The sequence below is a fragment of the Herbiconiux sp. VKM Ac-1786 genome (genome assembly GCF_015350805.1).
Classification (GTDB): Bacteria; Actinomycetota; Actinomycetes; order Actinomycetales; family Microbacteriaceae; genus Herbiconiux.
Genome location: NZ_JADKSG010000002.1, coordinates 1,054,925 through 1,081,761, shown reverse-complemented (window position 1 = coordinate 1,081,761; position 26,837 = coordinate 1,054,925). Strand labels below are relative to the sequence as shown.

Annotated in this window: 25 protein-coding genes, 1 pseudogene and 1 riboswitch; of the genes and pseudogenes, 14 read left to right on the top strand and 12 right to left on the bottom strand. The window is 71.0% G+C overall.

The features are described 5' to 3' along the window. Positions 1–2: 2 nt before the first annotated feature. The 5 genes and pseudogenes from ITJ64_RS16065 to xseA all read right to left on the bottom strand — a co-directional run. Entirely contained in the window at positions 3–1,445 is a 1,443-nt protein-coding gene (locus ITJ64_RS16065) for a class II fumarate hydratase (protein ID WP_194681705.1), read from the bottom strand. A 110-nt stretch (positions 1,446–1,555) separates the two neighbouring features. After that, positions 1,556–2,233: a carbonic anhydrase gene (locus ITJ64_RS16060; RefSeq protein WP_304607875.1), complete on the bottom strand. Its 678-nt coding sequence runs from the start codon at positions 2,231–2,233 to the stop codon at positions 1,556–1,558. Further along, positions 2,230–2,898 carry a DUF4245 domain-containing protein gene (locus ITJ64_RS16055; RefSeq protein ID WP_194681704.1) on the bottom strand — a complete coding sequence of 223 codons (669 nt, stop codon included), beginning with the start codon at positions 2,896–2,898 and terminating at the stop codon, positions 2,230–2,232. Before ITJ64_RS16055 ends, ITJ64_RS16060 begins: the two co-directional genes overlap by 4 nt. A gap of 2 nt (positions 2,899–2,900) precedes the next feature. Further along, positions 2,901–3,122 (bottom strand): exodeoxyribonuclease VII small subunit, encoded by a 222-nt coding sequence (locus ITJ64_RS16050; RefSeq protein WP_179548722.1) that lies wholly within the window; start codon positions 3,120–3,122, stop codon positions 2,901–2,903. 114 nt (positions 3,123–3,236) lie between these two features. Continuing rightward, a pseudogene (xseA, locus tag ITJ64_RS16045) lies at positions 3,237–4,559 on the bottom strand (exodeoxyribonuclease VII large subunit); the annotation flags it as partial. An 84-nt stretch (positions 4,560–4,643) separates the two neighbouring features. Between xseA and ITJ64_RS16040 the strand changes: the two are divergent. Next, positions 4,644–5,678: a 4-hydroxy-3-methylbut-2-enyl diphosphate reductase gene (locus ITJ64_RS16040; protein ID WP_194682196.1), complete on the top strand. Its 1,035-nt coding sequence runs from the start codon at positions 4,644–4,646 to the stop codon at positions 5,676–5,678. 73 nt (positions 5,679–5,751) lie between these two features. Here ITJ64_RS16040 and ITJ64_RS16035 read toward each other — a convergent pair whose 3' ends face one another. Both ITJ64_RS16035 and fbaA read right to left on the bottom strand, forming a co-directional pair. Next, entirely contained in the window at positions 5,752–6,411 is a 660-nt protein-coding gene (locus ITJ64_RS16035; RefSeq protein ID WP_194681702.1) for a DUF6264 family protein, read from the bottom strand. 8 nt (positions 6,412–6,419) lie between these two features. Continuing rightward, complete coding sequence (gene fbaA / locus ITJ64_RS16030) at positions 6,420–7,445, bottom strand: class II fructose-bisphosphate aldolase (RefSeq protein ID WP_194681701.1); 1,026 nt, start codon at positions 7,443–7,445, stop codon at positions 6,420–6,422. Positions 7,446–7,573: 128 nt separating this feature from the next. Here fbaA and glpX point away from each other — a divergent pair, with 128 nt between their 5' ends. After that, positions 7,574–8,554, top strand: a complete 981-nt coding sequence (glpX, locus tag ITJ64_RS16025) for a class II fructose-bisphosphatase (RefSeq protein ID WP_194681700.1) — start codon at positions 7,574–7,576, stop codon at positions 8,552–8,554. 157 nt (positions 8,555–8,711) lie between these two features. On the opposite strand, the gene rmuC is transcribed toward glpX, so the two are convergent. After that, on the bottom strand, positions 8,712–10,310 hold the full coding sequence (gene rmuC / locus ITJ64_RS16020) for a DNA recombination protein RmuC (RefSeq protein ID WP_194681699.1): 1,599 nt from the start codon (positions 10,308–10,310) through the stop codon (positions 8,712–8,714). 141 nt (positions 10,311–10,451) lie between these two features. On the opposite strand from rmuC, the gene ITJ64_RS16015 reads away from it, so the two are divergent. The 3 genes from ITJ64_RS16015 to ITJ64_RS16005 all read left to right on the top strand — a co-directional run bounded on the left by ITJ64_RS16015 (position 10,452) and on the right by ITJ64_RS16005 (position 13,637). Then, entirely contained in the window at positions 10,452–11,966 is a 1,515-nt protein-coding gene (locus tag ITJ64_RS16015; RefSeq protein ID WP_194681698.1) for a CoA-acylating methylmalonate-semialdehyde dehydrogenase, read from the top strand. A 96-nt stretch (positions 11,967–12,062) separates the two neighbouring features. After that, positions 12,063–13,136 carry a redox-regulated ATPase YchF gene (ychF, locus tag ITJ64_RS16010; RefSeq protein ID WP_179549501.1) on the top strand — a complete coding sequence of 358 codons (1,074 nt, stop codon included), beginning with the start codon at positions 12,063–12,065 and terminating at the stop codon, positions 13,134–13,136. A gap of 39 nt (positions 13,137–13,175) precedes the next feature. Further along, positions 13,176–13,637 carry a hypothetical protein gene (locus ITJ64_RS16005; RefSeq protein ID WP_194681697.1) on the top strand — a complete coding sequence of 154 codons (462 nt, stop codon included), beginning with the start codon at positions 13,176–13,178 and terminating at the stop codon, positions 13,635–13,637. Between the two features lie 26 nt (positions 13,638–13,663). On the opposite strand, the gene ITJ64_RS16000 is transcribed toward ITJ64_RS16005, so the two are convergent. Continuing rightward, positions 13,664–13,837 carry a hypothetical protein gene (locus ITJ64_RS16000; RefSeq protein ID WP_194681696.1) on the bottom strand — a complete coding sequence of 58 codons (174 nt, stop codon included), beginning with the start codon at positions 13,835–13,837 and terminating at the stop codon, positions 13,664–13,666. A 177-nt stretch (positions 13,838–14,014) separates the two neighbouring features. On the opposite strand from ITJ64_RS16000, the gene ITJ64_RS15995 reads away from it, so the two are divergent. After that, positions 14,015–15,424 (top strand): FAD-binding oxidoreductase, encoded by a 1,410-nt coding sequence (locus ITJ64_RS15995; protein WP_194681695.1) that lies wholly within the window; start codon positions 14,015–14,017, stop codon positions 15,422–15,424. Here the strand turns inward: ITJ64_RS15995 and ITJ64_RS15990 are convergent. Beyond that, positions 15,410–15,907, bottom strand: coding sequence for a DUF427 domain-containing protein (locus ITJ64_RS15990; RefSeq protein ID WP_194681694.1), 498 nt, complete (start codon positions 15,905–15,907; stop codon positions 15,410–15,412). The two genes, ITJ64_RS15995 and ITJ64_RS15990, sit on opposite strands and share 15 nt — an antisense overlap. Before the next feature lie 51 nt (positions 15,908–15,958). On the opposite strand from ITJ64_RS15990, the gene ITJ64_RS15985 reads away from it, so the two are divergent. Then, the gene (locus tag ITJ64_RS15985) at positions 15,959–16,627 is read left to right on the top strand and encodes an LON peptidase substrate-binding domain-containing protein (protein ID WP_194681693.1); all 669 of its coding nucleotides are present in this window, start codon (positions 15,959–15,961) and stop codon (positions 16,625–16,627) included. Here ITJ64_RS15985 and ITJ64_RS15980 read toward each other — a convergent pair. Beyond that, positions 16,576–17,565: a homocysteine S-methyltransferase family protein gene (locus tag ITJ64_RS15980; RefSeq protein ID WP_194681692.1), complete on the bottom strand. Its 990-nt coding sequence runs from the start codon at positions 17,563–17,565 to the stop codon at positions 16,576–16,578. The two genes, ITJ64_RS15985 and ITJ64_RS15980, sit on opposite strands and share 52 nt — an antisense overlap. A 117-nt stretch (positions 17,566–17,682) precedes the next feature. On the opposite strand from ITJ64_RS15980, the gene ITJ64_RS15975 reads away from it, so the two are divergent. Beyond that, positions 17,683–18,465 carry a hypothetical protein gene (locus ITJ64_RS15975; RefSeq protein ID WP_194681691.1) on the top strand — a complete coding sequence of 261 codons (783 nt, stop codon included), beginning with the start codon at positions 17,683–17,685 and terminating at the stop codon, positions 18,463–18,465. Positions 18,466–18,509: 44 nt separating this feature from the next. On the opposite strand, the gene lgt is transcribed toward ITJ64_RS15975, so the two are convergent. Then, positions 18,510–19,520 carry a prolipoprotein diacylglyceryl transferase gene (gene lgt, locus ITJ64_RS15970; RefSeq protein WP_194681690.1) on the bottom strand — a complete coding sequence of 337 codons (1,011 nt, stop codon included), beginning with the start codon at positions 19,518–19,520 and terminating at the stop codon, positions 18,510–18,512. A gap of 224 nt (positions 19,521–19,744) precedes the next feature. On the opposite strand from lgt, the gene ITJ64_RS15965 reads away from it, so the two are divergent. From ITJ64_RS15965 to gcvP, 6 genes are all read left to right on the top strand, one after another. Next, positions 19,745–19,951, top strand: coding sequence for a cold-shock protein (locus tag ITJ64_RS15965; protein ID WP_173181437.1), 207 nt, complete (start codon positions 19,745–19,747; stop codon positions 19,949–19,951). 192 nt (positions 19,952–20,143) lie between these two features. After that, the gene (locus ITJ64_RS15960; RefSeq protein WP_370545275.1) at positions 20,144–21,238 is read left to right on the top strand and encodes a fatty acid desaturase; all 1,095 of its coding nucleotides are present in this window, start codon (positions 20,144–20,146) and stop codon (positions 21,236–21,238) included. A gap of 37 nt (positions 21,239–21,275) precedes the next feature. Further along, on the top strand, positions 21,276–22,007 hold the full coding sequence (locus tag ITJ64_RS15955) for a copper resistance CopC family protein (protein ID WP_194681689.1): 732 nt from the start codon (positions 21,276–21,278) through the stop codon (positions 22,005–22,007). Positions 22,008–22,057: 50 nt separating this feature from the next. Further along, positions 22,058–22,147, top strand: a riboswitch (glycine riboswitch). 168 nt (positions 22,148–22,315) lie between these two features. Then, the gene (gene gcvT / locus ITJ64_RS15950) at positions 22,316–23,464 is read left to right on the top strand and encodes a glycine cleavage system aminomethyltransferase GcvT (RefSeq protein ID WP_194681688.1); all 1,149 of its coding nucleotides are present in this window, start codon (positions 22,316–22,318) and stop codon (positions 23,462–23,464) included. Between the two features lies 1 nt (position 23,465). Then, positions 23,466–23,837, top strand: a complete 372-nt coding sequence (gene gcvH, locus ITJ64_RS15945; RefSeq protein ID WP_173181434.1) for a glycine cleavage system protein GcvH — start codon at positions 23,466–23,468, stop codon at positions 23,835–23,837. A 3-nt stretch (positions 23,838–23,840) separates the two neighbouring features. After that, positions 23,841–26,795: an aminomethyl-transferring glycine dehydrogenase gene (gene gcvP / locus ITJ64_RS15940; protein ID WP_194681687.1), complete on the top strand. Its 2,955-nt coding sequence runs from the start codon at positions 23,841–23,843 to the stop codon at positions 26,793–26,795. Positions 26,796–26,837: the final 42 nt, after the last annotated feature.

Here is a 26,837-nt window from a genome sequence, read left to right as displayed (position 1 = left end):
GGCTACTTGGCGGCGGGGGGCGCCGTCATCGAGAGCACGTCGAGCGCGGTGTCGAGCTGCTCGAGGGTGACCTCGCCGCGCTCGACGAAGCCGAGGTCGATGACGGCCTCGCGCACCGTGATGCCCTTGGCCACCGAGTGCTTGGCGATCTTCGCCGCGGCCTCGTAACCGATCACGCGGTTCAGCGGCGTCACGATCGACGGCGACGACTCGGCCAGGGCGCGGGCGCGCTCGAGGTTCGCCTCGAGGCCGGCCACGGTCTTGTCGGCCAGCAGCACCGCCGAGTTCGACAGTAGGCGGATCGACTCGAGCAGCGCCGTGCCCATCACCGGGATGGCCACGTTCAGCTCGAAGGCGCCCGAGGCACCCGACCAGGCGATCGAGGCGTCGTTGCCGATGACGCGCGAGCACACCATCAGCACGGCCTCGGGGATGACCGGGTTCACCTTGCCGGGCATGATCGACGACCCGGGCTGCAGGTCGGGGATGTGCAGCTCACCGATGCCGGTGTTCGGGCCGGAGCCCATCCAGCGCAGGTCATTGCAGATCTTGGTGAGCGACACGGCGAGCACGCGGAGCGCGCCCGAGGCCTCCACGAGGGAGTCGCGGGCGCCCTGCGCCTCGAAGTGGTCGCGGGCCTCGGTGATCGGCAGGCCGGTCTCCTCGGCGAGCAGCGAGATGACGAGCTGCGGGAAGCCGGCGGGGGTGTTGATGCCGGTGCCGACGGCGGTGCCACCGAGCGGAACCTCGGCGACGCGGGGGAGGGCGCTCTGCACCCGCTCGATGCCGAGGCGGATCTGCGAGGCGTAGCCGCCGAACTCCTGGCCGAGGGTGACGGGCGTCGCGTCCATCAGGTGGGTGCGGCCCGACTTCACCGCGGTCTTCCAGAGCACCGCCTTCTCCTCGAGCGCCTCGGCGAGGTGCTCGAGCGAGGGGATGAGGTCGTGGATGAGCGCGCCGGTCACGGCGACATGCACCGAGGTGGGGAAGACGTCGTTCGAGGACTGCGAGGCGTTGACGTGGTCGTTCGGGTGCACCTTCGAGCCGAGCGCCGTGCTGGCGAGCGAGGCGAGCACCTCGTTCATGTTCATGTTCGAGGAGGTGCCGGAACCCGTCTGGTAGACGTCGATCGGGAAGTCCCCGTCGAACTCGCCCGCGGCGACCCGGTCGGCCGCGCCGGCGATGGCGTCGGAGATCGACTGGTCGAGCACGCCGAGTCGCGCGTTCGCGATCGCGGCGGCCTTCTTGATGCGGGCGAGGGCCGCGATCTGGGCCGGCTCGAGCACGCTGCCCGAGACGGGGAAGTTCTCGACCGCGCGCTGCGTCTGCGCGCCGTACAGGGCGGACGCGGGAACCCGCACCTCGCCCATGGTGTCGTGCTCGATGCGGTAGTCCGTCGAGGCGCCGGAGGTCGAGGCGTCGGTTCCGGAGGCGTTGTCCACCACTGTGTGGTCGTCCTTTCTTCGTGACCACGACGCGCCGGGCGCCGGAGTCGGTGAGTGCTGGTGTGAAGCGGAGGGGCCGGATCCGCCCGGGAGCGGGACGGCCGGAGGGCTCAGATCTGGCCGATCACCACGTCGGGCACGGCCCGGCCCTCGGCCAGGCGGTAGTTCGCGCCGACGACGGCCAATCTACCGTCGGCCACCGCCTGGGTGATGATCTCGGAGGACTCCAGGAGCTGGCGCACGGTGTCGCGGAGGTGGGCCTTGCCCACCAGCCCCGCATCCGGAGCCGTCAGCAGCGTGCCGTCGTCGGCCCGCTCGGTGGGCACCTCGGCGATGGCCGGGACGATCTGCGAGACGAGCGACTGGATGTGCCGCGGCAGGGGAGCCGCGTCGGGCAGCTGCGAGTCGATGGCCGCGCGCACGGCGCCGCACTCGTCGTGGCCGAGCACGACGACGAGCGACACCCCGAGCACCTCGACGGCGTACTCGAGGCTGCCGAGCACCGACTCGGAGATGACCTGACCGGCGTTCCGCACGACGAAGAGGTCGCCGAGGCCGAGGTCGAAGATGATCTCGGCCGCGAGGCGCGAGTCGCTGCAGCCGAACAGCGCCGCGCGGGGCGTCTGCAGGTGGGCGAGCTCGGCGCGGGTCTCGACGTCTTGGCGCGGATGCTTCGGGGTGCCGGCGACGAACCGCTCGTTGCCGCGTGACATGGTCGCCCACACGCGCGCCGGCGTGGTGGCCTCGCCCGTCGAGTCGTCGGGCTCGGGAGTGGTGGTGTCGGTCATCGCGTCGCCTCCGCGGGCTGCTCCTGCACGTTGGCCGCGAGGGCCGCCGCGACCTGCTCGATCTCGTCGGGGTCGGCGGTGCCGAACACGACGTAGGTGGTGGCGCCCGACTCGGTGGTCAGGGCGTACTCGGTGTTGCCGACCTCGTCGGACGAGCCGGCGCGGTCGCGGTTGTCGTAGACGGTCCACTCGACGCCGTCGAGCGAGACCGTTCCGGAGGCGAGCCCGCGGGCGACCTGATCGGCGAGCCAGGTGGGGTTCGCGTCGACCGCCTGGGTCAGCCCCACGTACTGCTTCGTGGGGGTGATCAGCCCGACGTACCAGGACAGCACCCCATCGGCCGCGCCCGAGCGCACCTCGGCGGCATTCGACGACCAGCCCTCGGGGAGTTCGGGCGCGGCGAGCGGCACCGGCATCGACGCCTGGGCGCTCGCGGCGACGTCCTGGTAGTCGATGCTCTGCAGCAGCGACTCCTCAGGGCGCGGCACGAGGAAGATGATCGCGGCGACGAGCCCCACCGAGACGAGCAGGGCGTAGAGCAGATTGCGCAGCGTCTTGCGGTCGCGGTAGAGACGGGACTGCTCGGCCTTCCTGGCCGCGGTCTCCTCGGGGGTCTCGGGGCGGCCCAGCTCGGCGACGACGCGGGGTTCGGTGCTCTTGGCCACGGCTACTCGCCCGCCGCGCCGCTGCGGGCGGCGTCGAGCCGCTCGCGGGCTCCGATCAGCCACTGCTCGCAGCGTGCCGCGAGCGACTCGCCGCGCTCCCAGAGCGCGAGCGACTGCTCGAGGGTGGCGGAGCCCTGCTCGAGCTCGCCGACCACGCGGATCAGCTCGTCGCGCGCCTCTTCGTAGGAGAGGGCTTGCACGTCGGGGGAGGGCGAGGAGGCCATGGCTCAATCCTATCGATCGGAGGCGGAGTGCTCGGCGGTGCCGCCGGACTCGGCGTCAGGCTGCGCATCGGCCAGGCCTGTGGAGGAGGAGACCCCGGCTGCGGCGTCTGCACCTGTGGAGGAGGAGACCGCGGCTGCGCCGTCCGCAGCTGTGGAGGAGGGGACGCGGGCGGCGGCGGCCGCGCCCGAGGCGGACGGGCCGGACGAGACCGCGTCGAGCGCTCCGTCGGCGACCGTCACCGCGACGAGGGAGCCCTGCGGAGCATCCGTCGCCGCCCGCACGATGTGCCCGGCGTTCGGCCCGGAGACCGACTGCACGATGGCGTAGCCGCGGTCGAGGGTGCGCTGCGGCGAGAGCGCCCGCACGTGCGCCACGAGCTCGCGCACCCGGTTGCCCTCGCGCTCGAGCACCCGGCTGACCAGCTCCTCACCGCGGGCGACGAAGCGGGTGAGGTCTTCGGAGCGGGAGTCGATGATCCAGGCCGGGTTCGACAGCGCCGGCCGCGAACGGATCTGCGTCAGCCGGTCGACCTCGATCGAGACGGTCGCGGCGACGCGGGTGCGGATGCGCGTGCGCGCCTGATCGACCCGCATCAGCTCCTCGGTGACGTCGGGGACGACCCGCTTCGCGGCGTCGGTAGGGGTGGAGGCGCGGAGGTCGGCGACGAGGTCGAGCAGCGGAGCATCCGCCTCGTGGCCGATAGCGCTGACGATCGGCGTCGTCGCCGCGGCGGCCGCGCGCACCACGGCCTCGTCACTGAAGCCGAGCAGGTTCTGGAAGTCGCCGCCACCGCGGGCCACGATGATGACCTCGACTGCCGGATCGGCGTCGAGCAGCTCGATGGCCGCCACGACCTCGCGGGCCGTGCGGTCGCCCTGCACCGCCGCGTGCACCACGCGGAACCGAACAGAGGGCCAGCGCAGCTGCGCGTTGCGGAGCACGTCCTTCTCGGCGTCGCTGTCCTTCCCCGTGACGAGGCCGACGGTGCCCGGCAGGAAGGGCAGGGCGCGCTTTCGGCCGCGGTCGAACAGGCCCTCGGAGGCGAGCTGCGCGCGCAGCCGCTCGAGCCGTTCGAGCAGGTCGCCGAGGCCGACGTGCCGCATCTCGAACACCTGCATCGAGAGCGAGCCGCCCCGCACCCAGTAGCTCGGCTTGATCAGCGCGATCACGCGGTCGCCCTGCTTCAGGTCGGCCGGCAGCTTCGCCTTGACGGAGGACCAGATGGTGAAGCTCACGGTGGCGTCGCCCGACAGGTCTTTCAGCTTTCCGTAGACGTTGCCGCCCGACACGCCCCACTGCGTGATCTCGCCCTCGACCCACGCGGTGCCCAGGCGCTCGATGTAGCCGCGGATCTTCTGCGCCAGCTCGCCCACGGGCCAGGGGTTCTCGAGCGTCGGAGGCCCCGACGAGAACGAGGGGGCGGATGCGTCGGACACGTCTGGTTCTCTCCTTCAGGCCTTCACCCAGTTGTGCTCACGTAGAATCGAAGGGTGAGCAACGCGACGACCATCAGCCTGCCGATGCCGAGGATTCCCGGCACTCGCAACAGGCTAAAGGATAACCCGGTGACCGGTCACAAGCGTGTGCTGCTGGCAGCCCCTCGTGGCTACTGTGCAGGAGTGGACAGAGCGGTCGTGGCCGTCGAGAAGGCGCTCGAGAACTACGGCGCCCCGGTCTACGTGCGCAAGCAGATCGTGCACAACGTGCACGTCGTGTCGACGCTCGAGAAGCGCGGCGCCATCTTCGTCGAGGAGATCGACGAGGTGCCCGAGGGCGCGCACGTCGTGTTCTCGGCCCACGGCGTCTCGCCGGCGGTCGTGCAGGGTGCCGCCGACCGCGGCCTCCAGGCCATCGACGCCACCTGCCCGCTGGTCACCAAGGTGCACCGCGAGGCCGTGCGCTTCGCCCGCGACGACTTCGAGATCCTCCTCATCGGCCACAAGGGCCACGAGGAGGTCGAGGGCACGGCGGGCGAGGCCCCCGACCACATCACCCTGGTCGGCAGTCCGGATGCGGTGGCCGACATCGAGGTCAAAGACCCCGACAAGGTGGTCTGGCTCTCGCAGACGACGCTCTCCGTCGACGAGACCATGGAGACGGTGCGCCGGCTGCGGGAGAAGTTCCCCAACCTGCAGGACCCGCCCTCGGACGACATCTGCTACGCCACCCAGAACCGCCAGGTCGCCATCAAGAAGGTGGCGCAGGGCGCCGACCTCGTGATCGTGGTCGGCTCGGCCAACTCCTCGAACTCGGTGCGCCTCGTCGAGGTCGCCCTCGAGTACGGCGCGAAGGCGGCGTACCGCGTCGACTACGCGCACGAGGTCAAGCAGGAGTGGCTCGACGGCGTCGAGACGGTCGGCGTCACCTCCGGCGCGTCCGTGCCCGAGGTGCTCGTGCAGGAGCTGCTGGATGACCTCGCCGCCGCCGGCTACGGCGACATCGAGACCGTGCAGACGGCGGAGGAGGACCTCGTGTTCTCGCTGCCCAAGGAGCTGCGCCGCGACACCGCGGGCAACCGCGACGCCCGCGCGCTCGGCGGCCGCCACAGCGCCTAGGGCGCGGGCGGGCGCGCCCCGCCGGGCCGGGCGGGCGCGCCCCGCCGGGCCGGATCGGGCCGGCGGGACGCCGCTAGGGTGTCGGCGTGATCGTCGCGACCGCCGGCAGGGTCGTCAGCGAGTCGAGCAGCTCCGGCGCCTGCGAGAACGCGATCGCCACGCAGACGCAGGTGATCAGGAACGACACGATCGCGGCGGTCAGCGGCACCCAGAACGCGAGCTTCTGGCGCTTGATGCGCCGGATCGACAGCCACACGGTGCCCGCGATCAGCAGCACGTGCAGCACCGCCCCGGTCACGCCCGTGATGCGGGTGACCTCGTTGGCGGGGTAGCCGCCGAGCCCGAAGGTCGCGCCTGCCGTCGTCATGTAGCCGTTCAGGTCGAGCAGCGTGGCGACGCTCGATCCGACCGAGAGGGTGCCGAGCACCAGCAGCACGATCGTGATGTTCACGTCGACGGTGAGGCCGCGCTTCGGGGCCGGCACGTCAGACGGTTCGGCACCCGTGGCGGGGTCGCCCGACGGGGCGCCCGTCGAGGAGCGGGCGGCACGCGCATCCGGAGCCGGCCACCGCGGATCGACCGGGGGCCGGCCCGACGGACGAGCGACCGGAGCCGGTGCCGGAGGGGCCTCGTTCTCGGGGACGGGGTCGGGGGTCGCCTCTTTCGGCGGCTGCCAGACCCAGCCCTCGGGGGCCAGTTCTCCGTACTTGGGCTTCGGTCGCTCGTCGGTCACGCGTGGCCCTACTTGCCGGAGTGGCCGGCGGAGCCCAGCTGCTGGGTGGCCTCGACCACGCGGGCGGCCATGGCCGTCTCGGCGATCTTGCCCCAGGCGCGCGGGTCGTAGACCTTCTTGTTGCCGACCTCGCCGTCGACCTTCAGCACGCCGTCGTAGTTCTTGAACATGGTGTCGGCGATGGAGCGGGTGAAGGCGTACTGGGTGTCGGTGTCGATGTTCATCTTCACGACGCCGTTCTGCACCGCCTCGTGGATCTCGGCGTCGGTCGAGCCCGATCCGCCGTGGAAGACGAGGTCGAGGGGCTTCGGGCCGTGACCGTACTTGGCGGTCAGGCCGTCCTGGATCTCCTTCAGCAGCTCGGGCTTGAGCTTGACGTTGCCGGGCTTGTACACGCCGTGCACGTTGCCGAAGGTGAGGGCGGCCATGTAGCGGCCGTTCTCGCCCAGGCCGAGGGCCTCGACGGTCGCGATCGCGTCGTCGAGCGTGGTGTAGAGGTGCTCGTTCATGTCGTGGCTGACACCGTCCTCCTCGCCGCCGACGACGCCGATCTCGACCTCGAGGATGGCGTTGATGGCCTTGGTGCGCTTCAGCATGTCTTCCGCGATGCGGAGGTTCTCACCGAGCGGCACGGCCGAGCCGTCCCACATGTGGGACTGGAAGATGGGGTTGCGGCCGGCCTTGACCTCCTCCTCCGAGGCCGCGATGAGCGGCAGCACGAAGTCGGCGAGGGCGGGCTCGGGGCAGTGGTCGGTGTGCAGCGCGACCGTTACGGGATAGTTCTTGGCCACCTCGTGGGCGAACGCGGCGAAGGCGAGCGCGCCGGTGGCACGCGCCTTGACGGTCTGGCCGGCGAAGTAGTCGGCGCCGCCGGTGGTCACCTGGATGATGCCGTCCGACCCGGCCTCGCTCAGGCCCTGCAGCACCGCGTTCAGCGTCTGCGACGACGAGACGTTGACGGCGGGGTAGGCGAAGGCGCCGGCCTTGGCCTTGTCGAGCATCTCGGCGTACTGGTCGGGGGTTGCAATGGGCATGTCATCTCCTTTGGTGGGCGCAGCGGTCGGCGAGCGAAGTCGTGCGCTCCAGCCGGTGCCGTGTCAACGACGAGTCTAGCCAGCCACCACCCGGATAGGCTGGCGGGGAACCCTCGGAAGGAACGTCGATGAACGACAGCGCACCTCTCTATGAGAATCCCGACCGCAACCTGGCGATGGAGCTGGTGAGGGCCACCGAGGCCGCCGCCATCCGGGCCCAGCCCTTCATCGGCAAGGGTGACAAGAACGCCGCCGACGGTGCTGCCGTGGATGCGATGCGCAAGTTCCTCGGAACGGTCGACTTCGCCGGGGTGATCGTCATCGGCGAGGGCGAGAAGGACGAGGCGCCGATGCTCTTCAACGGCGAGCACGTCGGCACCGGCCGCGGCCCCGCCTGCGACATCGCCGTCGACCCGATCGACGGCACCTCGCTGACCGCCGCCGGGCGCCAGAACGCCATCTCGATGCTGGCGGCCTCCGACCGCGGTGCCATGCTCGACGCCTCGAGCGTGTTCTACATGAACAAGATCGTCACCGACGCGGACGGCATCGGCATCATCGACATCGACCGGCCGATCGGCGACAACATCCGCGCGTTAGCGGCGGCGAAGGGCAAGGACGTCGGGGACATCCGGGTGGCCGTGCTCGACCGGCCGCGGCACGCGCAGCTGATCGAGGACATCCGCGCCACCGGCGCCGGCACCCGCCTGATGCTCGACGGCGACGTCGCCGGCGGGATCAACGCGGCCCGGTACGGCACGCGCATCGACATGTGCGTCGGGATCGGCGGCAGCCCGGAGGGTGTCGCGACGGCGTGCGCGATCAAGGCGCTCGGCGGGTTCATCCAGACGCGGCTCGCTCCCAAGGACGACGAGGAGCGGCAGAAGGGGATCGACGCGGGGCTCGACATGGACATGATCTACGGGGCCGACGATCTCGTGCGGAGCGACAACACGTTCTTCGTGGCCACGGGGGTGACCGACGGGGGGCTCGTGGCCGGCGTGAAGCGGTTGGGGCCGATCATTCGGACTGAGTCGATCGTTCTTCGGTCGCACTCGGGGACTATTCGGCGGATCGAAGCTGATCACCTTATGGAGAAGTGGCTTTAGGGGTTCCACTGCCCGGCGGGCCGGGTGATATTTCGCCTCAGCCTAGGGGTTGAGCGGAGCTCAAAGGCGGCTGAGACGAAACATCACCCGGCCCGCCGGGCGCCGTTGTGGGGGTGGGGAGGTAGGGGCTGCGCCCGCTACCCGCGGGGTGGTGGGGTCAGGCGTTGGCGGCTTTGTCGTCGCCGAAGTCGAGGGTGACCACCGTGGAGGGGGCCTCGGGGTGGGTCGACTCGTGGTCTAGGTAGGCGGCGTCTCGGGTGGCGTCGGTGTCGGGGGTCGCCGCCTCGAGTTCGGCCAGGAGTTCGTGGCCCGAGAGTTCGCGGGGGGTCTCCTCGAGGGGGGCGAGCTCGGGGAAGAGGCTCTCCGAGGAGAGGGCGCCGAGCTTGCGGGCGGTGGGGAAGACCTGGCGCTCGAAGGAGCCGATGAAGGCGTTGTAGTCCTTCACCGTGCGGTCGATGGTGCGGCCGAGCTTGTCGATGTGCGAGGCGGTCTTGCCCAGGCGCGCGTAGAGCTGCTGGCTGAGGTCGAAGAGCTGGCGGGCCTCCTGGGTCAGCACGTCCTGCTGCCAGCTGAACGCGACCGTCTTCAGCACCGACCACAGCGTGACCGGTGACGCCAGCGCCACGCGCTTGCCGAAGGCGAACTCCATGATCGACGGGTCGGCCTCGAGCGCGCTGGAGACCAGCGACTCGCTCGGGATGAACGCGATCACGAGCTCGGGGGAGGCCTCGAGCCCGTTCCAGTAGCCCTTCGTGCCGAGTGCCGTGATGTGGCTGCGCAGCGCGGCGACGTGCTTCTTCATCAGCTGCGTGCGGCGGTCGCCCTCGGCGCCCGTGGCCGACGGCGGGATCGACGAGGCCTCGAGGTAGGCGTCGAACGGCACCTTCGCGTCGACGGCGATGTTCTTGCCTCCGGGCAGGTGCACCACCATGTCGGGCCGGCCCACACCCGAGTCGCTCTGGATGCTCGTCTGCACGTCGAAATCGACGCGCTCGATCAACCCGGCCGCCTCGACGACGCTGCGCAGCTGCGTCTCGCCCCAGACGCCGCGCGTGCTGTTCGACCGGAGCGCCGAGGCCAGCGACTCGGCCGTGGAGCGCAGGCGCTCCTCGGACTCGGTGGCCGACTTCAGCTGCTGCGAGAGCTCGCCGTACTGCTGCTGGCGCTGCGTCTCGAGCTCGACGACCTTGGCCTGCACGGCCTTCAGGCTCTCCTGAACCGGGCTCAGGGCCACGAGCACCTTGCTGTCTTCGTCGATGCGGGCGGCCTCGGCCTCCTTCAGCTCGGCGAGCCGGCGCTGGAAGTCGCTCAGGCGCTCCTCGAGGCTCGCGATCTGCGCCTTGTACTGCGCATCCTGCTGGGCCAGGCGCTCGCGCGCCTGCTCCTTCGCGAACGTGAGCTGCGCCTCGAACTGCGCCGCCGCCGCGGCAGTCTGCTCGCGGTGGGCGCGCGCCGCCGACTCGCTCTGCTCCCGGTGGGCGAGCGACCCGATGTCGACCTGCTCGCGGAGCGCGGTGGCCGTGGCGTCGACCGCCGCGAGCCGGCTCTGCAGCGCGGCCCGCTCGTCGACGAGCTGCTCGACGCGACCGCGCACCTCGGTGAGGTCGGCGGTGCGTTCGGCCAGCGCGGCCTCGACGGCCGGATCGGCCGCGGAACGGGCATCCGCCCGCCGACTGCGCGCGAGCAGCCACCCGCCGGCCACGCCGAGGGCGAGGCCCAGGAGGAGACCGATGACGAGGGGGAGGAGTGCGTCCATGCCTCCAGTGTGTCAGCGGCCACCGACAACGGCGGATCGCCACGTCGACACGCCCTCCCAACGACGCCCCGAAGCTCTAGGCTGGCGTGATTCAGCTCCACCGATGAACCACGCCCGTTCCCACCGAAGAAGTCAGGAATCATGTCAGACGATGTCTCCACCGGCCAGCTGCCCGTCGTGAACCACTGGGTCGGCGGGGCCGAGCTCGTGTCGACGAGCGGCCGCACCGCCCCCGTGTTCGATCCGGCCCTCGGTCGCCAGTCCAAGAGCGTCGCGCTCGCGAACGGCGCCGAGATCGACGCCGCCGTCGCCGCCGCGAAGGCCGCCTTCCCGGCCTGGCGCGACACGAGCATCACCAAGCGCCAGCAGGTCATGTTCGCGTTCCGCGAGCTGCTCAACTCCCGCAAGGGCGAGCTCGCCGAGATCCTGACCGCCGAGCACGGCAAGGTGCTCTCCGACGCCGCCGGCGAGATCACCCGCGGCCTCGAGGTCGTCGAGCTGGCGACGGGCTTCCCGCACCTGCTGAAGGGCGAGTACTCCGAGAACGTCTCGACCGGTGTCGACGTCTACTCCACCAAGCAGCCGCTCGGCGTGGTGGGAATCATCAGCCCCTTCAACTTCCCGGCCATGGTGCCGATGTGGTTCTTCCCGATCGCCATCGCGGCCGGCAACACGGTCGTGCTGAAGCCGTCCGAGAAAGACCCGTCGGCCGCCAACTGGCTCGCCGCCCTGTTCAGCGAGGCAGGCCTGCCCGACGGCGTCTTCAACGTGCTGCACGGTGACAAGGAGGCCGTCGACGGCCTGCTGAACCACCGCGACGTCAAGAGCATCTCGTTCGTCGGATCGACCCCCATCGCCCACTACATCTACGAGACCGCGGCCCGCAACGGCAAGCGCGTGCAGGCCCTCGGCGGGGCGAAGAATCACATGCTGGTGCTCCCCGACGCCGACCTCGACCTGGCCGCCGACGCCGCCATCAACGCGGGCTTCGGCTCGGCCGGCGAGCGCTGCATGGCCATCTCGGTGCTCGTCGCGGTCGACACGATCGCCGACGAGCTGGTCGCCAAGATCCAGCAGCGGATGGCCGGGCTGAAGATCGGCGACGGCCGCCGCAACTGCGACATGGGCCCGCTCGTCACCGAGGTGCACCGCGACAAGGTGGCCTCCTACATCGACATCGCGGCGACCGACGGCGCCACCGTGGTCGTCGACGGCCGCGGCATCGAGGTCGACGGCGAGGCCGACGGCTTCTGGCTCGGCCCGACGCTGATCGACAACGTGCCGACCACGAGCAAGGTCTACCTCGACGAGATCTTCGGCCCGGTGCTCTCGGTCGTGCGTGTGCACTCCTACGAGGAGGGCGTCGACCTGATCAACAACGGCGCCTACGGCAACGGCACGGCCATCTTCACCAACGACGGCGGGGCGGCCCGCCGCTTCCAGAACGAGGTCGAGGTCGGCATGATCGGCATCAACGTGCCCATCCCGGTGCCGGTCGCCTACCACTCCTTCGGCGGTGTCAAAGACTCGATCTTCGGCGACTCGAAGGCGTACGGCCTCGCGGGCTTCCGCTTCTTCACCCAGGAGAAGGCCATCACCTCGCGCTGGCTCGACCCCTCGCACGGCGGCATCAACCTGGGCTTCCCCCAGAACTAGCGAACTGCTCCGGATGCGCGGGGCACTGCTTCGGGCGGGCAGGCCCCGCGCACCCCGAAGCTCGGCCCGCGCATCCGGAAGCTAAGCTTGACGCTCGTGGCTCTTACTATCGCGATCGTCGGACTGCCCAATGTCGGCAAGTCCACCCTGTTCAACGCCCTCACCAAGAACCAGGTCCTGGCGGCGAACTACCCGTTCGCCACCATCGAGCCGAACGTCGGGGTCGTGAACCTGCCCGACCCGCGGCTCGACAAGCTTGCCGAGATCTTCAGCAGCGAGCGCATCCTGCCGGCGCCGGTGTCGTTCGTCGACATCGCGGGCATCGTGAAGGGTGCGAGCGAGGGCGAGGGGCTGGGGAACAAGTTCCTCGCGAACATCCGCGAGGCCGACGCCATCGCGCAGGTCATCCGCGGCTTCGTCGACGACGACGTCGTGCACGTCGACGGCAAGGTCGACGCCGCGAGCGACATGGAAACCATCAACACCGAGCTCGTGCTCGCCGACCTGCAGACCCTCGAGAAGGCGGAAGCGCGCTTCGAGAAGGAGGTCAAGGGCAAGAAGCTCGAGCCCGTCGTGCTCGCCACCGCGCAGGAGGCGCGTGCCTGGCTCGACACCGGCAAGCCGCTCTCGGCGTCGTCGATCGACCTCGCGCCGATCAAGGAGCTCGGGCTGCTGACGGCCAAGCCGTTCATCTACGTCTTCAACGTCGACGAGGGCATCCTGAACGACCCGGCCCGCAAGGGTGCGCTCGCCGATCTCGTGGCCCCGGCGAAGGCGATCTTCCTCGACGCCAAGCTCGAGTCGGAGCTGATCGACCTCGACCCCGCCGACGCCGCCGAGCTGCTCGAGTCGACCGGCCAGGAGGAGAGCGGCCTCGACCAGCTCGCCCGCATCGGCTTCGACACGCTGGGCCTGCAGACCTACCTCACCGCCGGCCCCAAGGAGTCGCGCGCGTGGACCATCGGCAAGGGCTGGACGGCTCCGCAGGCGGCCGGCGTCATCCACACCGACTTCCAGAAGGGCTTCATCAAGGCGGAGGTCATCTCGTTCGACGACCTCGTCGAGACCGGCTCCATCGCCGAGGCCCGCTCGCGCGGCAAGGCCCGCATCGAGGGCAAGGACTACGTCATGCAGGACGGCGACGTGGTCGAGTTCCGCTTCAACAACTGACCGCTCCTCCGTGTGCTCGCCCTGAGAGAAGGACCGTCGATGACGTCGTCGCCCACCGCCCCTGACCTCCGCTCCGTCGGCGGTCTCGCCATAGCGGCGGGATGCCTCTTCGTGACCGTCGGAGCAGGTGCCTGGGTCGCTGTCGCCACGCAGTTGCGCGCGGAGAAGATCGACGTGCCGGGTAACGCACCGATGCTCAAGGGCAAGCGGGTGCAGGGCCCGGTCACGGCCTACGTCGAGGCGCTCGTCATCAAGGGCAACGCCGAGCGCGGGGCCGGCGGGCGCACCTTCGCCGACATCAGCGCCGCTCTGCGCGGCGTGGACGGCGCGAGCGACGAGGCCGCCGAGCTGCGCAAGCAGAGCGCGGCCCTGTCGACGGCCGCGTCGCTCCGCACCTCCCTCATGACGGCGGTGCTCGCCTTCGGCGTGAGCGCCTTCGCGGGCGGCTCCGGCACCCTCCTCATCGCGACGGGAACGCTGCTCCGCCGCTCCGCGCGCTGACCCCTGCGCCCCGCCCGCCGCGCGCGTCAGTCCTCGGCGCCTGAGCCGTCGGGGGCGCCCGGGGCGCCGACGGGCGGGGTGATCGTGGGCTCGTCGGTGAGCTCGTCAGGCACGGCGGTGCCGGCGGCGAGTTCCGGATGCTCGTCGGGCTCGGTTCCGTCGGGCGCGCTGTCGGGGGCGGGGGTGCCGGCGTCGGTCATGGAGACTCCTTCGTGGCTCGGTCGAGGCGGCGGGCCCGAGGGCCGGGGTCGTGACCTCAATGTAGGACTGCGGTGGCGGGGCGGCAACGGCGGCCCGTTCTGGGGTGAGCGAGGCGGGGGAGCGGCGGCCCCGTTCTGGGGCGGGCGGGGCGAGGGAGCGGTGGATAGCGTGGGGCCGTGATCGCTGAGCAGGGACCCGAGACCATCCGTGCCGGGGACGAGGGGTTCGAGGGGGCCGTCGTCGACGGCGTGTTCAACGCGATGGCGGTCGACGGGCGGCCGGGGGAGGTGGTGCGGCCGCGCACCGAGGCCGAGGTCGTGCGGGCCGTGCGGGATGCCGTCGCGGCGGGGGAGCGGGTCGCCGTGCGCTCGGGCGGGCACAGCTGGGTGGCCTCGTCGGTGCGCGACGGTGGTGTGCTGATCGATCTGGGGGAGCTCGACGGGATCGCCGTCGACGCCGAGGCGATGGTCGCGACGATCGGGCCGGGGGTTCGGGGGAAGGTGCTGTCAGCGGCGCTCGACGCGCACGGGCTGGCGTTTCCGGTGGGGCACTGCGGTGATCCCGGGGTCGGTGGGTTCCTGCTCGGGGGAGGGCTCGGCGTGAACTGGGGGGCGTGGCTGCCGTCGTGCTTCTCGATCCGGAGCCTCCGGGGGGTGACGGCGGACGGAGAGCTGCGGACGGCGTCCCTCGACGAGAACGAGGAGCTGTTCTGGCTGGCGCGAGGTGCCGGGCCCGGTTTCCCGGGCGTCGTGACGTCGTTCGAGGTGGAGCTCCGGCCGGCGCCGGCCGCGGTGCGGGTGAGCACGTGGACGTATCCGCTCCAGGAGCTGGACGCCGTCACGAGGTGGGTGACCGAGGCCTCGGCGGGGCTGGCGCCGAACGTCGAGGTGGCGGTGGTGACGCAGGGAGTGGGGCGGCCGGGAGGGGCCGCCGAGCATCCGCTGGTCGTGGGAGTGGCTGCCACGGTCGTCATCGAGGCGGACGGCGCCGTCGACACCGACGCACTCGCACCGCTCGGCGACGGCGCGCCCGGGCTCGTGCCGCTGGAGCGCTTCGAGGGGCCGGCGCGGCTGAGCGAGCTGCACGTGCCCGTCGACGCCACCTACCCCGAGGGGGCGCGGTACCTCGCCGACACCTTCTGGACGCACCTGCCCCTCGAGCAGGCGATGGCACCGCTCGAGGAGCTGATTGCGCGCGCGCCGTCGGGCAAGAGCTACGTGCTGACCGGGATGCCGGCGAACGGCCGGGGTGCCGAGCTGCTGCCCGTGGGCGAGGCGGCCTACGGGATGCACGATACGACGCTCCTCATCGTCTACGTGATCTGGGACAACCCGGCCGACGACGCCGCCAACCGCGCCTGGCTCGACGAGGTCGCCGCCGCACTGCTGCCGACGTGCACGGGGCACGTTTTGAGCGAGGCGGACATCCGCGCGCACCCGGAGCGCATCGCGCGCTCGTTCAGGGAAGTGGACTGGCCGCGCATCAAGGAGCTCATCGCCCGCTTCGACCCCGACGGGCTCTTCCACGGCTTCCCCGTGACGACTCGGACGACGACACCCGGCGCCCCGCGTTCACCAGCCTTGTGAACCGGGCGTGCCCTTGAAGGGGCCGACGACGGCGCGGGTGATCCAGCCGCCGTAGAAGCCGCCCGGCTGCGGCGTCACGACCTCGCCGTCGACCGTGCACTCGTCCATCTGCTGGGCGTAGACGGCGACTCGGTCGCGGAGCAGCTCGAACCCGGGAGACGGCTGCGGGTAGTTCCAGGCGGCGGCCGGCCGCACTTCGGACCCGCCGCGCACGTCGAGATACCGGGCGGCGCCCTTGAACTCGCAGAACGACGAACCGTCGGCGGGGGTGAGTGCACCGGGTACGAAGTCGGCGATCGGGAGGTAGTAGACCGGCGGGTGGCTGGTCTCGAGCACCCGGACGGCGTCCCGGGTCTCGACGACGAGCTGCCCGCCCAGCCGGATCGTGACGGGCGCGGCGACGCGCTCGACGCGGGGCGGCCGCGGGTAGTCCCAGACGGACTCCTGCCCGGCTGCGGGGATCTCCGGACGCGGTCGGGGCACCTGTTCACTCTATGTCAGCTTCCCGCCCGGTCAGCAGTGCTTCACTGGAGCATGGCCGCCTCACCGATGTTCCCGCTCGGGTCCGTGCTGTTCCCCTTCGTGCCCATCCCTCTGCGGGTGTTCGAGCCCCGGTATCTCACGTTGGTCGGGCGGCTGCTCGACGAGGTCGAGCCGGGGTTCGAGTTCGGCGTCGTCCTCATCGAGCGCGGATCGGAGGCCGGAGGCGGCGACGAGCGCGCCTCGGTCGGCACGATGGCGCGGCTCGTGAGCGTCGCCGCGGGTGCCGACAGCCTGCTCATCGTCGGCCTGGGCACCCGTCGGTTCACGGTCGAGCGCTGGATCGACGAGGACCCGTACCCCCGGGCCGAACTCACGATGCTGCCGGAGCTGGAGTGGTCGGAGGAGCTCAGAGCTCTGCGGGACGAGGCGGAGACGGTCGTGCGGCGGGCGATCGCCCGCGTAACGGAGGCGGAGCCGGAGCCGCAACCGGAAATGGACGCGGAGCCCGAACCGGAGCCCGAACCGGACTCAGGGCCGCAGGCGGAGGACGACCTCGAGCTGTCGGAGGATCCCGGCACGGCCGTCTGGCAGCTGGCCGCGATCGCTCCGCTGGGGGAGTACGACCGCTACATCCTGCTGAAGTCCACCACGATGGAGCAGCTCCTGCGTCAGCTGATCGACCTGGTGCTCGACGCCGAGGTGCTCTGGTCGGACGAGTGAGGCGTCACCGGCGCCTCGGCATCACCGGCATCGCCGCCACCACCGAGCCCCGCACCCCACAGCGCCGCGACGTGCCGGCTGTCGGTGCCGCAGCACCCGCCGAGCACGGCCAGCCCGGGAAGCTCTGCCCGGACGGCGTCTGTGGCCCGCACGAGCAGCGGCAGGTCGCCCGCATCCAGTTCCTCCGCCTCGTCGAGCTCGGCGTGGGACAGCACCGACGCGTTGGGGCGGAAGAACGCCAGGTGCTCCTGCCAGGCTCCGCCGTCGAGCGCGGCCAGGAGGTGAAGCGGATGCGCGCAGTTCACGCCGTAGTAGTCCGCCGGGTCGGCGACCTCCAGGGCCGTGATCGCGTCCGCGAGGGTACCGCCGTCCGGAAGCCGGCCGTCGGTCTCCACCGTGAACGAGACGGCGACCGGCACCCCGGCGGAGCGCGCCGCTCGCACCACACCGATCGCCTCCGCCGGCGTCGTCATGGTCATCGCGTGCACCAGATCGACCCCGGCCGCGGCCAGGGACCGCACCTGGAGCGAGTGGTACCCGGCGGCCTCGTCGGCGTCGTACGCGGCCGAGCGATACCCGTCCCCGCGCGGACCGACACACCCCGAGACGCGCCGGTCGACGACGTCGGCGGCCGTGGTCGCCGCACGGACGAGATCGACCGAGCGGCGATTCGCCCGGTCGAGCGCGCGAGCGTCGTAGCCGAGGGCGCGGCCCCAGTCGGCATTGGCGCGCCAGGTCGGCGTCTCCAGCAGCAGGCCGGCGCCCACCTCGGCGGCGATCGCCGCGTACTGCGCGTAGTAGTCGGCCAGCACCGCGGCACCCGCGGGCTCGTCGACGAGCGGGAACGCCGCGAACTGCGGCAGCTCGACGCCGTGATTGAAGATCAGATCGGTCTCGAGACCACCGTCGGTGACCCAGGTCGTGTGCCGGAGCTGCATCGGGAATCCCTTCGCCGCTCCCCGTTCTAACAGATCCGCTCCCGACGCGGTGGCCGCCACCCGCTACTCTCGGAGGCGCGAGGGCCGCGGAGGGCGGCCCCGGCCCGGGGGAGCGCCATGCAGACGCACGTCAGCAGTCACAACCACATGATCACCGTCGTGAGGAACGGCAAGCTGAACCCCGACGTGCGGCTCTGGACGGGCATCGCCGCGATCAGCGTCGCCCTGCTGACGGCGAGCGAGTTCCTGGTGCAGGTGCTGCTGGTGGGCGCGCGACCCGCCCTCGACGACGACGCCGCGCTGGTCGAGTTCATGGCGCGCACCGCGAACCAGACGCTGTTCACCATCCTGATCGACACGTTCCTGATGGCGGCGCTGCTCGTGTTCCTCTCGGGGTTCCGGCAGCTGATCACGCACACCCGGCCCGACCTGCAGTGGGTCGCGAACATCGCCTACGGCGCCGGGGTGCTCTTCATCGCGGTGACGCTCGTCGGCGACGGACTCGAGGGCGCGACCGCGCTCGACACCACCGACCTTCGGCCCGACGCGTCCTCGCTCCGGGCGTTGACCGTCGGTCACACCCTGATGTTCGGGTCGATCGGATGCACGCTCAACGCCCTCGTCGCGGCCGCCGCCGGCTACGTGACCCTCGCCTCCGGTGCCCTGCCGAAGTGGACGGGCTACATCGCCTACGCCGTGGCCGTGCTGAACGTGCTCACCGTGCCGATGATGTTCGGAGGCACGAGCCCCGACAGCTTCTTCGCGGCCGGGGGAGCGGCGACCGCGATGCTGGCGACGTTCCCGTGGCTGGTCTGGGTGACCTGCGTGGGGATCGTCGCCATCCGCGACCGGCGGCGGCTCGAGCACCTCTCGCCCGAGCTGCGCGCCGCGCTCGACTGAGGCGAGGCGGCCGCGCCGCCGCGACGCCCAGCAGACAGCGCGGATCAGCGCAGCGGCGCCGAGGTGCCCGAGGCCGCCTTGAGCTCGTCGTCGGTCCAGCGCTCGCCCGTGCCGTCGGCGGCCGCGTCGTCGACCGACTCGAGCCCGGTCGACGGCTCGTCGTCGGAGCCTTTCTTCTTCTTGCTGACGACCGGACGCGGCCCGCGGCCGGCGCGGTACACCGAAGTCTCGATGCCCGGGTGACGGCGGCTCTGCACCGCGAACAGGATGAGGCCGAGCAGCACCGCCGCGAACGACGCCCAGACGTTGGCCGGCACGCCGAGGAACCCGTCGCTGGACGGGTCGATGCGGATCGACTCGAGCCAGGCGCGGCCGAGGCCGTACCAGACGAGGTAGAGCGCGAACAGCTTGCCCCAGCGCAGGCGGAAGCGGCGCTCGAGGGCGAGCAGCAGCACGACGCCGACGAGGTTCCAGATGATCTCGTACGCGAACAGCGGGTGGAACAGGGTGCCCTCGGGCAGCCCGACGGGGAACGCGCCGTTGGTCGACTCGATCTCGAGGCCCCAGGGCAGAGTGGTCGGCAGGCCGAACAGCTCGTGGTTGAACCAGTTGCCGAGGCGGCCGATGGCCTGCGCCATCAGCATCGCCGGCGCGAGGGTGTCGGCGAACGACCAGAGCCGGATGCCCGCGAAGCGGCATCCGATGGCCGCACCGATGGCGCCGCCGATCAGCGAGCCGTACAGGGCGTTGCCCCCGTCCCAGATCTGCACGACACGCCAGAGGTCGGCGCCCTCGTAGAAGTAGTCGCTGCCGTGCGTGAGCACGTGGTAGATGCGGGCTCCGACGATGCCGAGCGGCACGGCCCAGAGCACGATGTCGATCACGACGCCGGGCTCGCCGCCCCGCTTGGTGAGGCGGTGGTTGACCATGAGCATGGCGACCACGATGCCCGCGAGGATGAAGAGCGCGTAGATGTGGATCGTCAGGGGCCCGATCTGGAACTGCGAGAACTCCAGGGGAGGGCTGGGAATGCTGAGCGGGCTGAGAGAAGGCACGCTGAATTCTAAAGCTTCACGACACGAGAAAGAGAACCTAGTAGCCGTAGGGCCGGGTTAGCGGCTAAGCTGATCTCAGTTGTTGTGTTACCCATGAATCTTGAATAGGGTCATTCGCCGCTTTTCTCGCGGCGAGCGGCTTGCTTTTCTGAGGAGCGGAACAAAGTGCACCGCGACGGTAGGTTCCGACAAGCGGAACCGCTTACCTCGAAAAGAGAAAAATAATGGCTCAAGGCACCGTGAAGTGGTTCAACTCCGAAAAGGGCTTCGGCTTCATCTCCCCCGATGACGGTGGAGAAGACGTCTTCGCCCACCACTCGGGCATCAACGGCTCCGGCTACAAGAACCTCGAAGAGAACCAGCGCGTCGAGTTCGACGTGACGCAGGGCCGCAAGGGCCTGCAGGCCGAGAACATCACCCCCCTGGGCTGATCTCGCCTCACCCCCATCGCCGTAGGCGGTGAACGGAGAACCCGTGTCCTGAAAAAGGACGCGGGTTCTTTTTTTGTCCCCTGCCGGGGGTTACGCAGGTTCGGCCCCTAGGTTGAGATCATCTACAGGGCATCTGCTCGAACACCGCGGTTGTGAAGCCGAACCCGAATTCAGTGACGAGGCCTTGTGACCATCACGAGCAACCCGACCCCGCGCGCGACGACTCCCCGTAAAGCCGGTGCCGCGCATCCCACCGCCGCCTATTCCGAGCTGCTGTCGACCGTGCGCGACATGGGCCTGCTGCGCAAGCGCCAGGGCTTCTACATCGGAATGTTCGTGGCCCTCATGCTCGCCCTGGGCGGAGCCGTGACCGGCTTCGTGCTGCTCGGCGACACCTGGTACCAGCTGCTGATCGCCGGCGCGCTCGGCATCATCTTCACCCAATTCGCCTTCCTCGCGCACGAGGCCTCGCACCGCCAGGTCTTCGCGTCGAACAGGGCCAACGACCGCGCGGGCCGCACGCTCGCCACCGCCTTCGTGGGCATGAGCTACACGTGGTGGATGTCGAAGCACACCCGCCACCACGGCAACCCGAACACCGTCGGCAAAGACCCCGACATCGACCGCGACACCGTCTCCTTCCTCGAGAAGGACGCCGCGGCCACCAAGGGCATCGCCGCCCTGATCACGCGCAAGCAGGGCATCCTGCTCTACCCGCTGCTGCTGCTCGAGGGCTTCAACCTGCACTTCCACTCGTTCAAGACCCTCTTCAGCCGCAAGCCCGTCGAGGGCCGTGCGCTCGAGCTCACCTTCATCGGCATCCGCCTGATCGCGTACCTCGCCGTGGTGTTCTACTTCCTGCCGCTCGGCATGGCCTTCGCCTTCGTCGGCGTGCAGGTCGCCGTCTTCGGCTTCTACATGGGCGCCTCGTTCGCACCGAACCACATCGGCATGACGATCTTCCCGGCCGGCTCGCGCATCGACTTCCTGTCGAAGCAGGTGCTCTCCTCGCGCAACATCGGCGGCGGCTGGGCCATGACCATCGGCATGGGCGGGCTCGACCTGCAGACCGAGCACCACCTGTTCCCGAACATGGCCCGTCCGAACCTCGTGAAGGCGCGCCCGATCGTGCAGGAGTACTGCGCGACGCACAACATCCCCTACACCCAGGTGTCGCTGCTCGCGGCGCACAAGGCGGTCGTGGTCTACATGAACAAGGTGGGACTGTCGGCTCCCGACCCGTTCGACTGCCCGCTGGTCAACCAGTACCGGGTGCGCCGCAGCTAGACCGCCCGCTGTCAGGGGCCGCGGCTATCGTGAAGGCGTGAGCCGCACCCACCGCCCCCTGACCCTTCTCGCAGCGACCGCGTTCGCCGGCACGGCCCTCCTCTGGGCCGGGTTCGGCGGGGCGGTCGTTTCGGCGTCCGCCCACGATTCGCTCGCCAGCGCCACGCCGGGCGACGGCGACTCCATCACGGCCGACCCCGGCTCGGTGGTGCTCGGCTTCACCGACGAGCTGCTCGTGCAGCCGGGTGGCACCACCGACGGCTTCGCGGTGCAGATCGTCGACAGCGAGGGCCTGCACTACGAGTCGGGCTGCGTCACCCTCGACGGCAGCAGCGTCGCCGCTCCCATCGCCCTCGGCGACGCGGGCGGCTACCAGGTGCTCTGGCAGGTCGTGTCCTCCGACGGCCACCCGACGAGCGGCCAGTACGGCTTCGACTACGAGCCGGCCTCGCTCGAGGGCGCACACGACGGGCTGACGAACCCGCCCACCTGCGGCGCACCCTGGGCGGGCGAGCCCGACGGTGCCACCCCGGCGGCGGCTGCCCCGACCGAGGCGGCGGCGACGGATGCTCCTGCCGCCGACGAGGCCCCCGCCACCCTCCTGGCCACCGAGTCGGCCGGGCCGGTCTCGGGCGAGCTGCAGCAGGCGGGGGCGATGCTGCCCTGGCCGGTGATCGTGCTGATCGTGCTGGTAGGGGTCGGCGTGATCGCCGCCGTCGTGGTGCTCACCCTCCGCCGGAGCCGCGGTGGGGGCTTCGGCGGCAGCTGAGCCCGCGCTATGCTTGCGGCAGCACCCCTCAACTGAATACCGCCGGCCACTAGGCCGACGCGGGAGAGCCCGGCACGACCGGGCACCGAAGGAGCAATCCTCCCCGATAATCTCTCAGGTCCTCGTACCGCGTCGAACTGGCCACTCTGGAAAGCAGTCCGCGGCATCGACGGCGGCTCGCCCACGGTGAAAGCATCCGTTCGCGGGTGTGAAACTCTCAGGCACGATGACAGAGGGGGAGTTCTCGCAGGGCGCCACCGCGCCCTCCTCTCGCGAAGCCCCGCTTCGCCGAACGGAGAACTCCACTCGTGACCGACGCTCCCACCTCTCCCGCTGCACCGCCGTCCCGGTTCTCACCGCTCGACGCGGTGCACCGCGCCGCCGGCGCCACCTTCACCGACTTCGCCGGCTGGCAGATGCCCGTGCGCTATTCCAGCGACCTCGCCGAGCACCACGCCGTGCGCTCCGCCGCAGGCCTCTTCGACCTCTCGCACATGGCCGAGTTCCGGGTGAGCGGCCCCGAGGCCGCCGCGTTCCTCGACCACGCCCTGGCGGGGCTGCTGTCGGCCACCACGATCGGGCAGGCCAAGTACTCGCTGCTGCTCGCCGAGCAGGGCGGGGTGATCGACGACGTCGTCGTCTACCGCCTGGGCGACGAGGAGTTCCTCGTCGTGGCCAACGCCTCCAACCGCGAGCCGGTCGCCGCCGCGCTCGAGGAGCGCCGCGCCGGCTTCGACCTCGTGCTCACCGACGAGAGCGACGAGACCGCGCTCGTCGCCGTGCAGGGCCCGGCCTCCCGCGAGATCCTCCAGCGCACCGAGGGCTTCGAGGCCCCCGGGCTCGACGAGCTGCGTTACTACCGCTCGACCCCCGCCCGCTTCGGGGGCGTGCCCGTGCTGCTCGCCCGCACCGGCTACACGGGGGAGGACGGCTACGAGCTCTACCTCGCGCCCGAGCACGCCGAGGCCCTCTGGCGCGCGATCGAGACCGCCGGGCAGCCGCTCGGCCTCGTGCCGGCGGGGCTCGCCAGCCGCGACACGCTGCGCCTCGAGGCCGGCATGCCGCTCTACGGCCACGAGCTCTCGTTCGAGACGCTGCCCGTGCAGGCGGGTCTCGGCCGCGTTCCGGCTCTCGCCAAGGAGTCCTTCGTGGGCCGGGACGCCCTCGTGGCCGGCCCGCCCGAGGGTGCGCCCGTGCTCGTCGGCCTCGTCGCCGAGGGCCGCCGCGCCGCCCGCGCCGGCTACGAGGTGTTCCCGATCGACGGGGGTGCGGATGCGCCGCCCGCCGGTCTCGTCACGAGCGGTGCGCTCTCGCCCACGCTCGGGCATCCCATCGCCCTGGCCTACGTCGACCCCCGCCTCGCGGCCGAGGGCACCGAGGTCACCGTCGACATCCGGGGCACCCGCCTCGCGTTCCGCACCACGACCCTGCCGTTCTACCGCCGGAAGAAGGACTGACATGCCCGAGAACACCGAACTCCGTTACACCGCCGAGCACGAGTGGGTGCTCGTCGAGGGCTCGGTCGCGACGATCGGCATCACCGCGTACGCGGCGGCCCAGCTGGGTGACATCGTCTACCTCGACCTGCCCGACGCGGGCACCGAGGTCGCGGGCGGCAGCATCGTCGGCGAGATCGAGTCGACGAAGTCGGTCGGCGAGCTCTTCGCTCCCGTCGACGGCACCGTGGTCGAGAAGAACGAGGCGGTCGAGAGCTCGCCCGAGCTCGTCAACAGCGACCCGCTGGGCGAGGGCTGGCTGCTCAAGGTGGAGTTCACCGAGCTGCCCGAGCTGCTCTCGTTCGACGAGTACACCGCGCTGATCGGGGGCTGACGGATGACCGACCTCCTCGAGCCCGCCGTGGCCACCTCGCCCGGCGGCACCCTCACCGACCGTCCCGCCGCCTCCGGCCTGTTCTCGGCCCGCCACATCGGCACCGACGCCGCCGCCCAGGGCCGCATGCTGGAGGCCGTCGGGTACTCCAGCGTCGCCGAGCTGATGCGGGCGGCCGTGCCGACCGCCATCCAGTTCGACCGCTCGCTCGCCGATTCGCTCGTGCCGCCGGCGGCCACCGAACGCGAGGCGATCGACGAGCTGCGCGCCCTGGCCGGCCGCAATACGGTCTCCACCTCCTACCTCGGTCTCGGCTACTACGGCACCATCACGCCGGCGGTCATCCTGCGCAACGTGCTCGAGAACCCGAGCTGGTACACGGCCTACACGCCGTACCAGCCCGAGATCTCGCAGGGCCGGCTCGAGGCGCTGATCAACTTCCAGACGATGGTCGCCGACCTCACCGGGCTCGCCACGGCGAACGCCTCGATGCTCGACGAGTCGACCGCCGCGGTCGAGGGCATGCTGCTCGCGCGCCGCGCCTCGAAGTCGAAGTCGAACCGCTTCCTGGTCGACGCCGACGCGTTCCCGCAGACGAGGTCGCTGCTGAAGGCGCGCGCCGAGGCCGTCGGCATCGAGATCGTCGAGACGGTGCTCGACGCGGTCGACCACCCGGCGCATCCGCTCACCGGTGACGACGTCGACGCCTTCGGCGTGTTCGTGCAGTACCCGGGCGCCTCCGGCCGGCTGTGGAACCCGAGCGACGTCATCGCGCGGGTGCACGCCTCGGGCGGCATCGCGGTCGTCGCGGGCGACCTGCTGGCCCTCACGCTCGTCGCCTCGCCGGGTGAGCTCGGCGCCGACGTGGCCGTCGGCACCAGCCAGCGCTTCGGCGTGCCGATGGGCTTCGGCGGACCGCACGCCGGCTACATGGCCGTGCGCGACGGGCTCGAGCGCCAGCTCCCCGGCCGCCTCGTCGGCGTGAGCGTCGACGCCGCCGGCCACCCGGCCTACCGGCTCAGCCTCCAGGCGCGGGAGCAGCACATCCGCCGCGAGAAGGCGACCTCGAACATCTGCACCGCCCAGGTGCTGCTGGCCGTGATGGCGGGCATGTACGCGGTCTACCACGGCCCGGAGGGGCTGCGCGCGATCGCCGAGCAGGTGAACGCCACCGCACGCTCCCTCGCGGCCGCGCTCACGGCCGCGGGCCTCGAGATCGTGCACGCCGACTACTTCGACACCGTGCAGGTGCGGGTGCCGGGCCGGGCCCGGGGGCTCGCCGAGCACGCGCACTCTCGGGGCATCCTGCTGCACGTCGTCGACGACGACACGGTGAGCGTCGCGGTCGACGAGACGACCCGCGACCGAGAGCTGCTCGAGCTGCTGCGCGTGTTCGACGCGTCGCTCCAGGCCGACCGCTCGGCACTCGCGACGAGCATCCCGGATGCCCTGCACCGCACCTCGGGCTACCTGACGCACCCCGTGTTCAGCGCCCACCGCTCCGAGACGAGCATGATGCGCTACCTCAAGCGCCTCGCCGACGCCGACTACGCGCTCGACCGCGGCATGATCCCGCTGGGCTCCTGCACGATGAAGCTCAACGCGGCCAGCGAGATGGAGGCGGTGACCTGGCGGGAGTTCTCGGGCATCCACCCCTTCGCCCCCAAGGAGGACGTCGGCGGCTACCTCGAGCTGATCGCCCAGTTGGAGCGCTGGCTCGCCGACGTGACCGGCTACGACTCGGTCTCGCTGCAGCCGAACGCCGGCAGCCAGGGCGAGCTCGCCGGGCTCCTGGCCATCCGCGGGTACCACCGCTCGCGCGGCGACGTCGACCGCACCGTGTGCCTCATCCCGTCCAGCGCCCACGGCACCAACGCCGCCTCGGCGGTGCTCGCCGGCATGAAGGTCGTCGTGGTCGCCTGCGACGAGCTCGGCAACGTCGACCTCGACGACCTGCGGGCGAAGATCGAGGCGCACGCCGGCGACCTCGCCGCGCTGATGATCACCTACCCGTCGACCCACGGCGTCTACGAGCACGAGGTCGCCGAGATCTGCCGGCTCGTGCACGCCTCGGGCGGCCAGGTGTACGTCGACGGCGCCAACCTGAACGCCCTGCTCGGCTTCGCCCGCTTCGGGGACTTCGGCGGCGACGTCTCGCACCTGAACCTGCACAAGACGTTCTGCATCCCGCACGGCGGCGGCGGTCCGGGCGTCGGGCCGGTCGCGGCGAAGGCGCATCTGGCTCCATTCCTTCCGGGGCATGTGTTCGCGCAGGAGGCCGAGCACCTCCAGGCCGACGGCACCCCGGTGGTGCACGGCGGCGCGCCGGTCTCGGCCGCGCCCTACGGCAGCCCGAGCATCCTGCCCATCAGCTGGGCCTACGTGCGCATGATGGGGCTCGAGGGCCTCGCCGACGCCACCGCCTCGGCGGTGCTCGCAGCGAACTACGTCGCCGCCCGCCTGGCACCGCACTTCTCCGTGCTCTACACGGGCGACAACGGGCTGGTGGCGCACGAGTGCATCCTCGACCTGCGGGGCATCACCGCGGCCTCGGGCGTCTCGGTCGACGACGTCGCCAAGCGGCTCGTCGACTACGGCTTCCACGCCCCGACGATGAGCTTCCCGGTGGCCGGCACGCTGATGGTCGAGCCGACCGAGAGCGAGGACCTCGCCGAGATCGACCGGTTCATCGACGCGATGATCGGCATCAAGGCCGAGATCGACGCGGTCGCCGCGGGGGAGTGGCCGGTGGAGGACAACCCGCTGCGGAACGCGCCCCACACGGCGCAGTCCGTCATCGAGGGCGAGTGGTCGCACCCCTACGACCGGGAGCGCGCGGTGTACCCCGTGAAGAGCCTGATCCGGGGCAAGTACTGGCCTCCGGTGCGGCGCATCGACCAGGCCTACGGCGACCGCAACCTGGTCTGCGCGTGCCCGCCGCCGGAGGCGTTCGCCTGAGCGGGCCCTGCCGGGCGCACGACGGGGCGGTGAGGTAGGGTT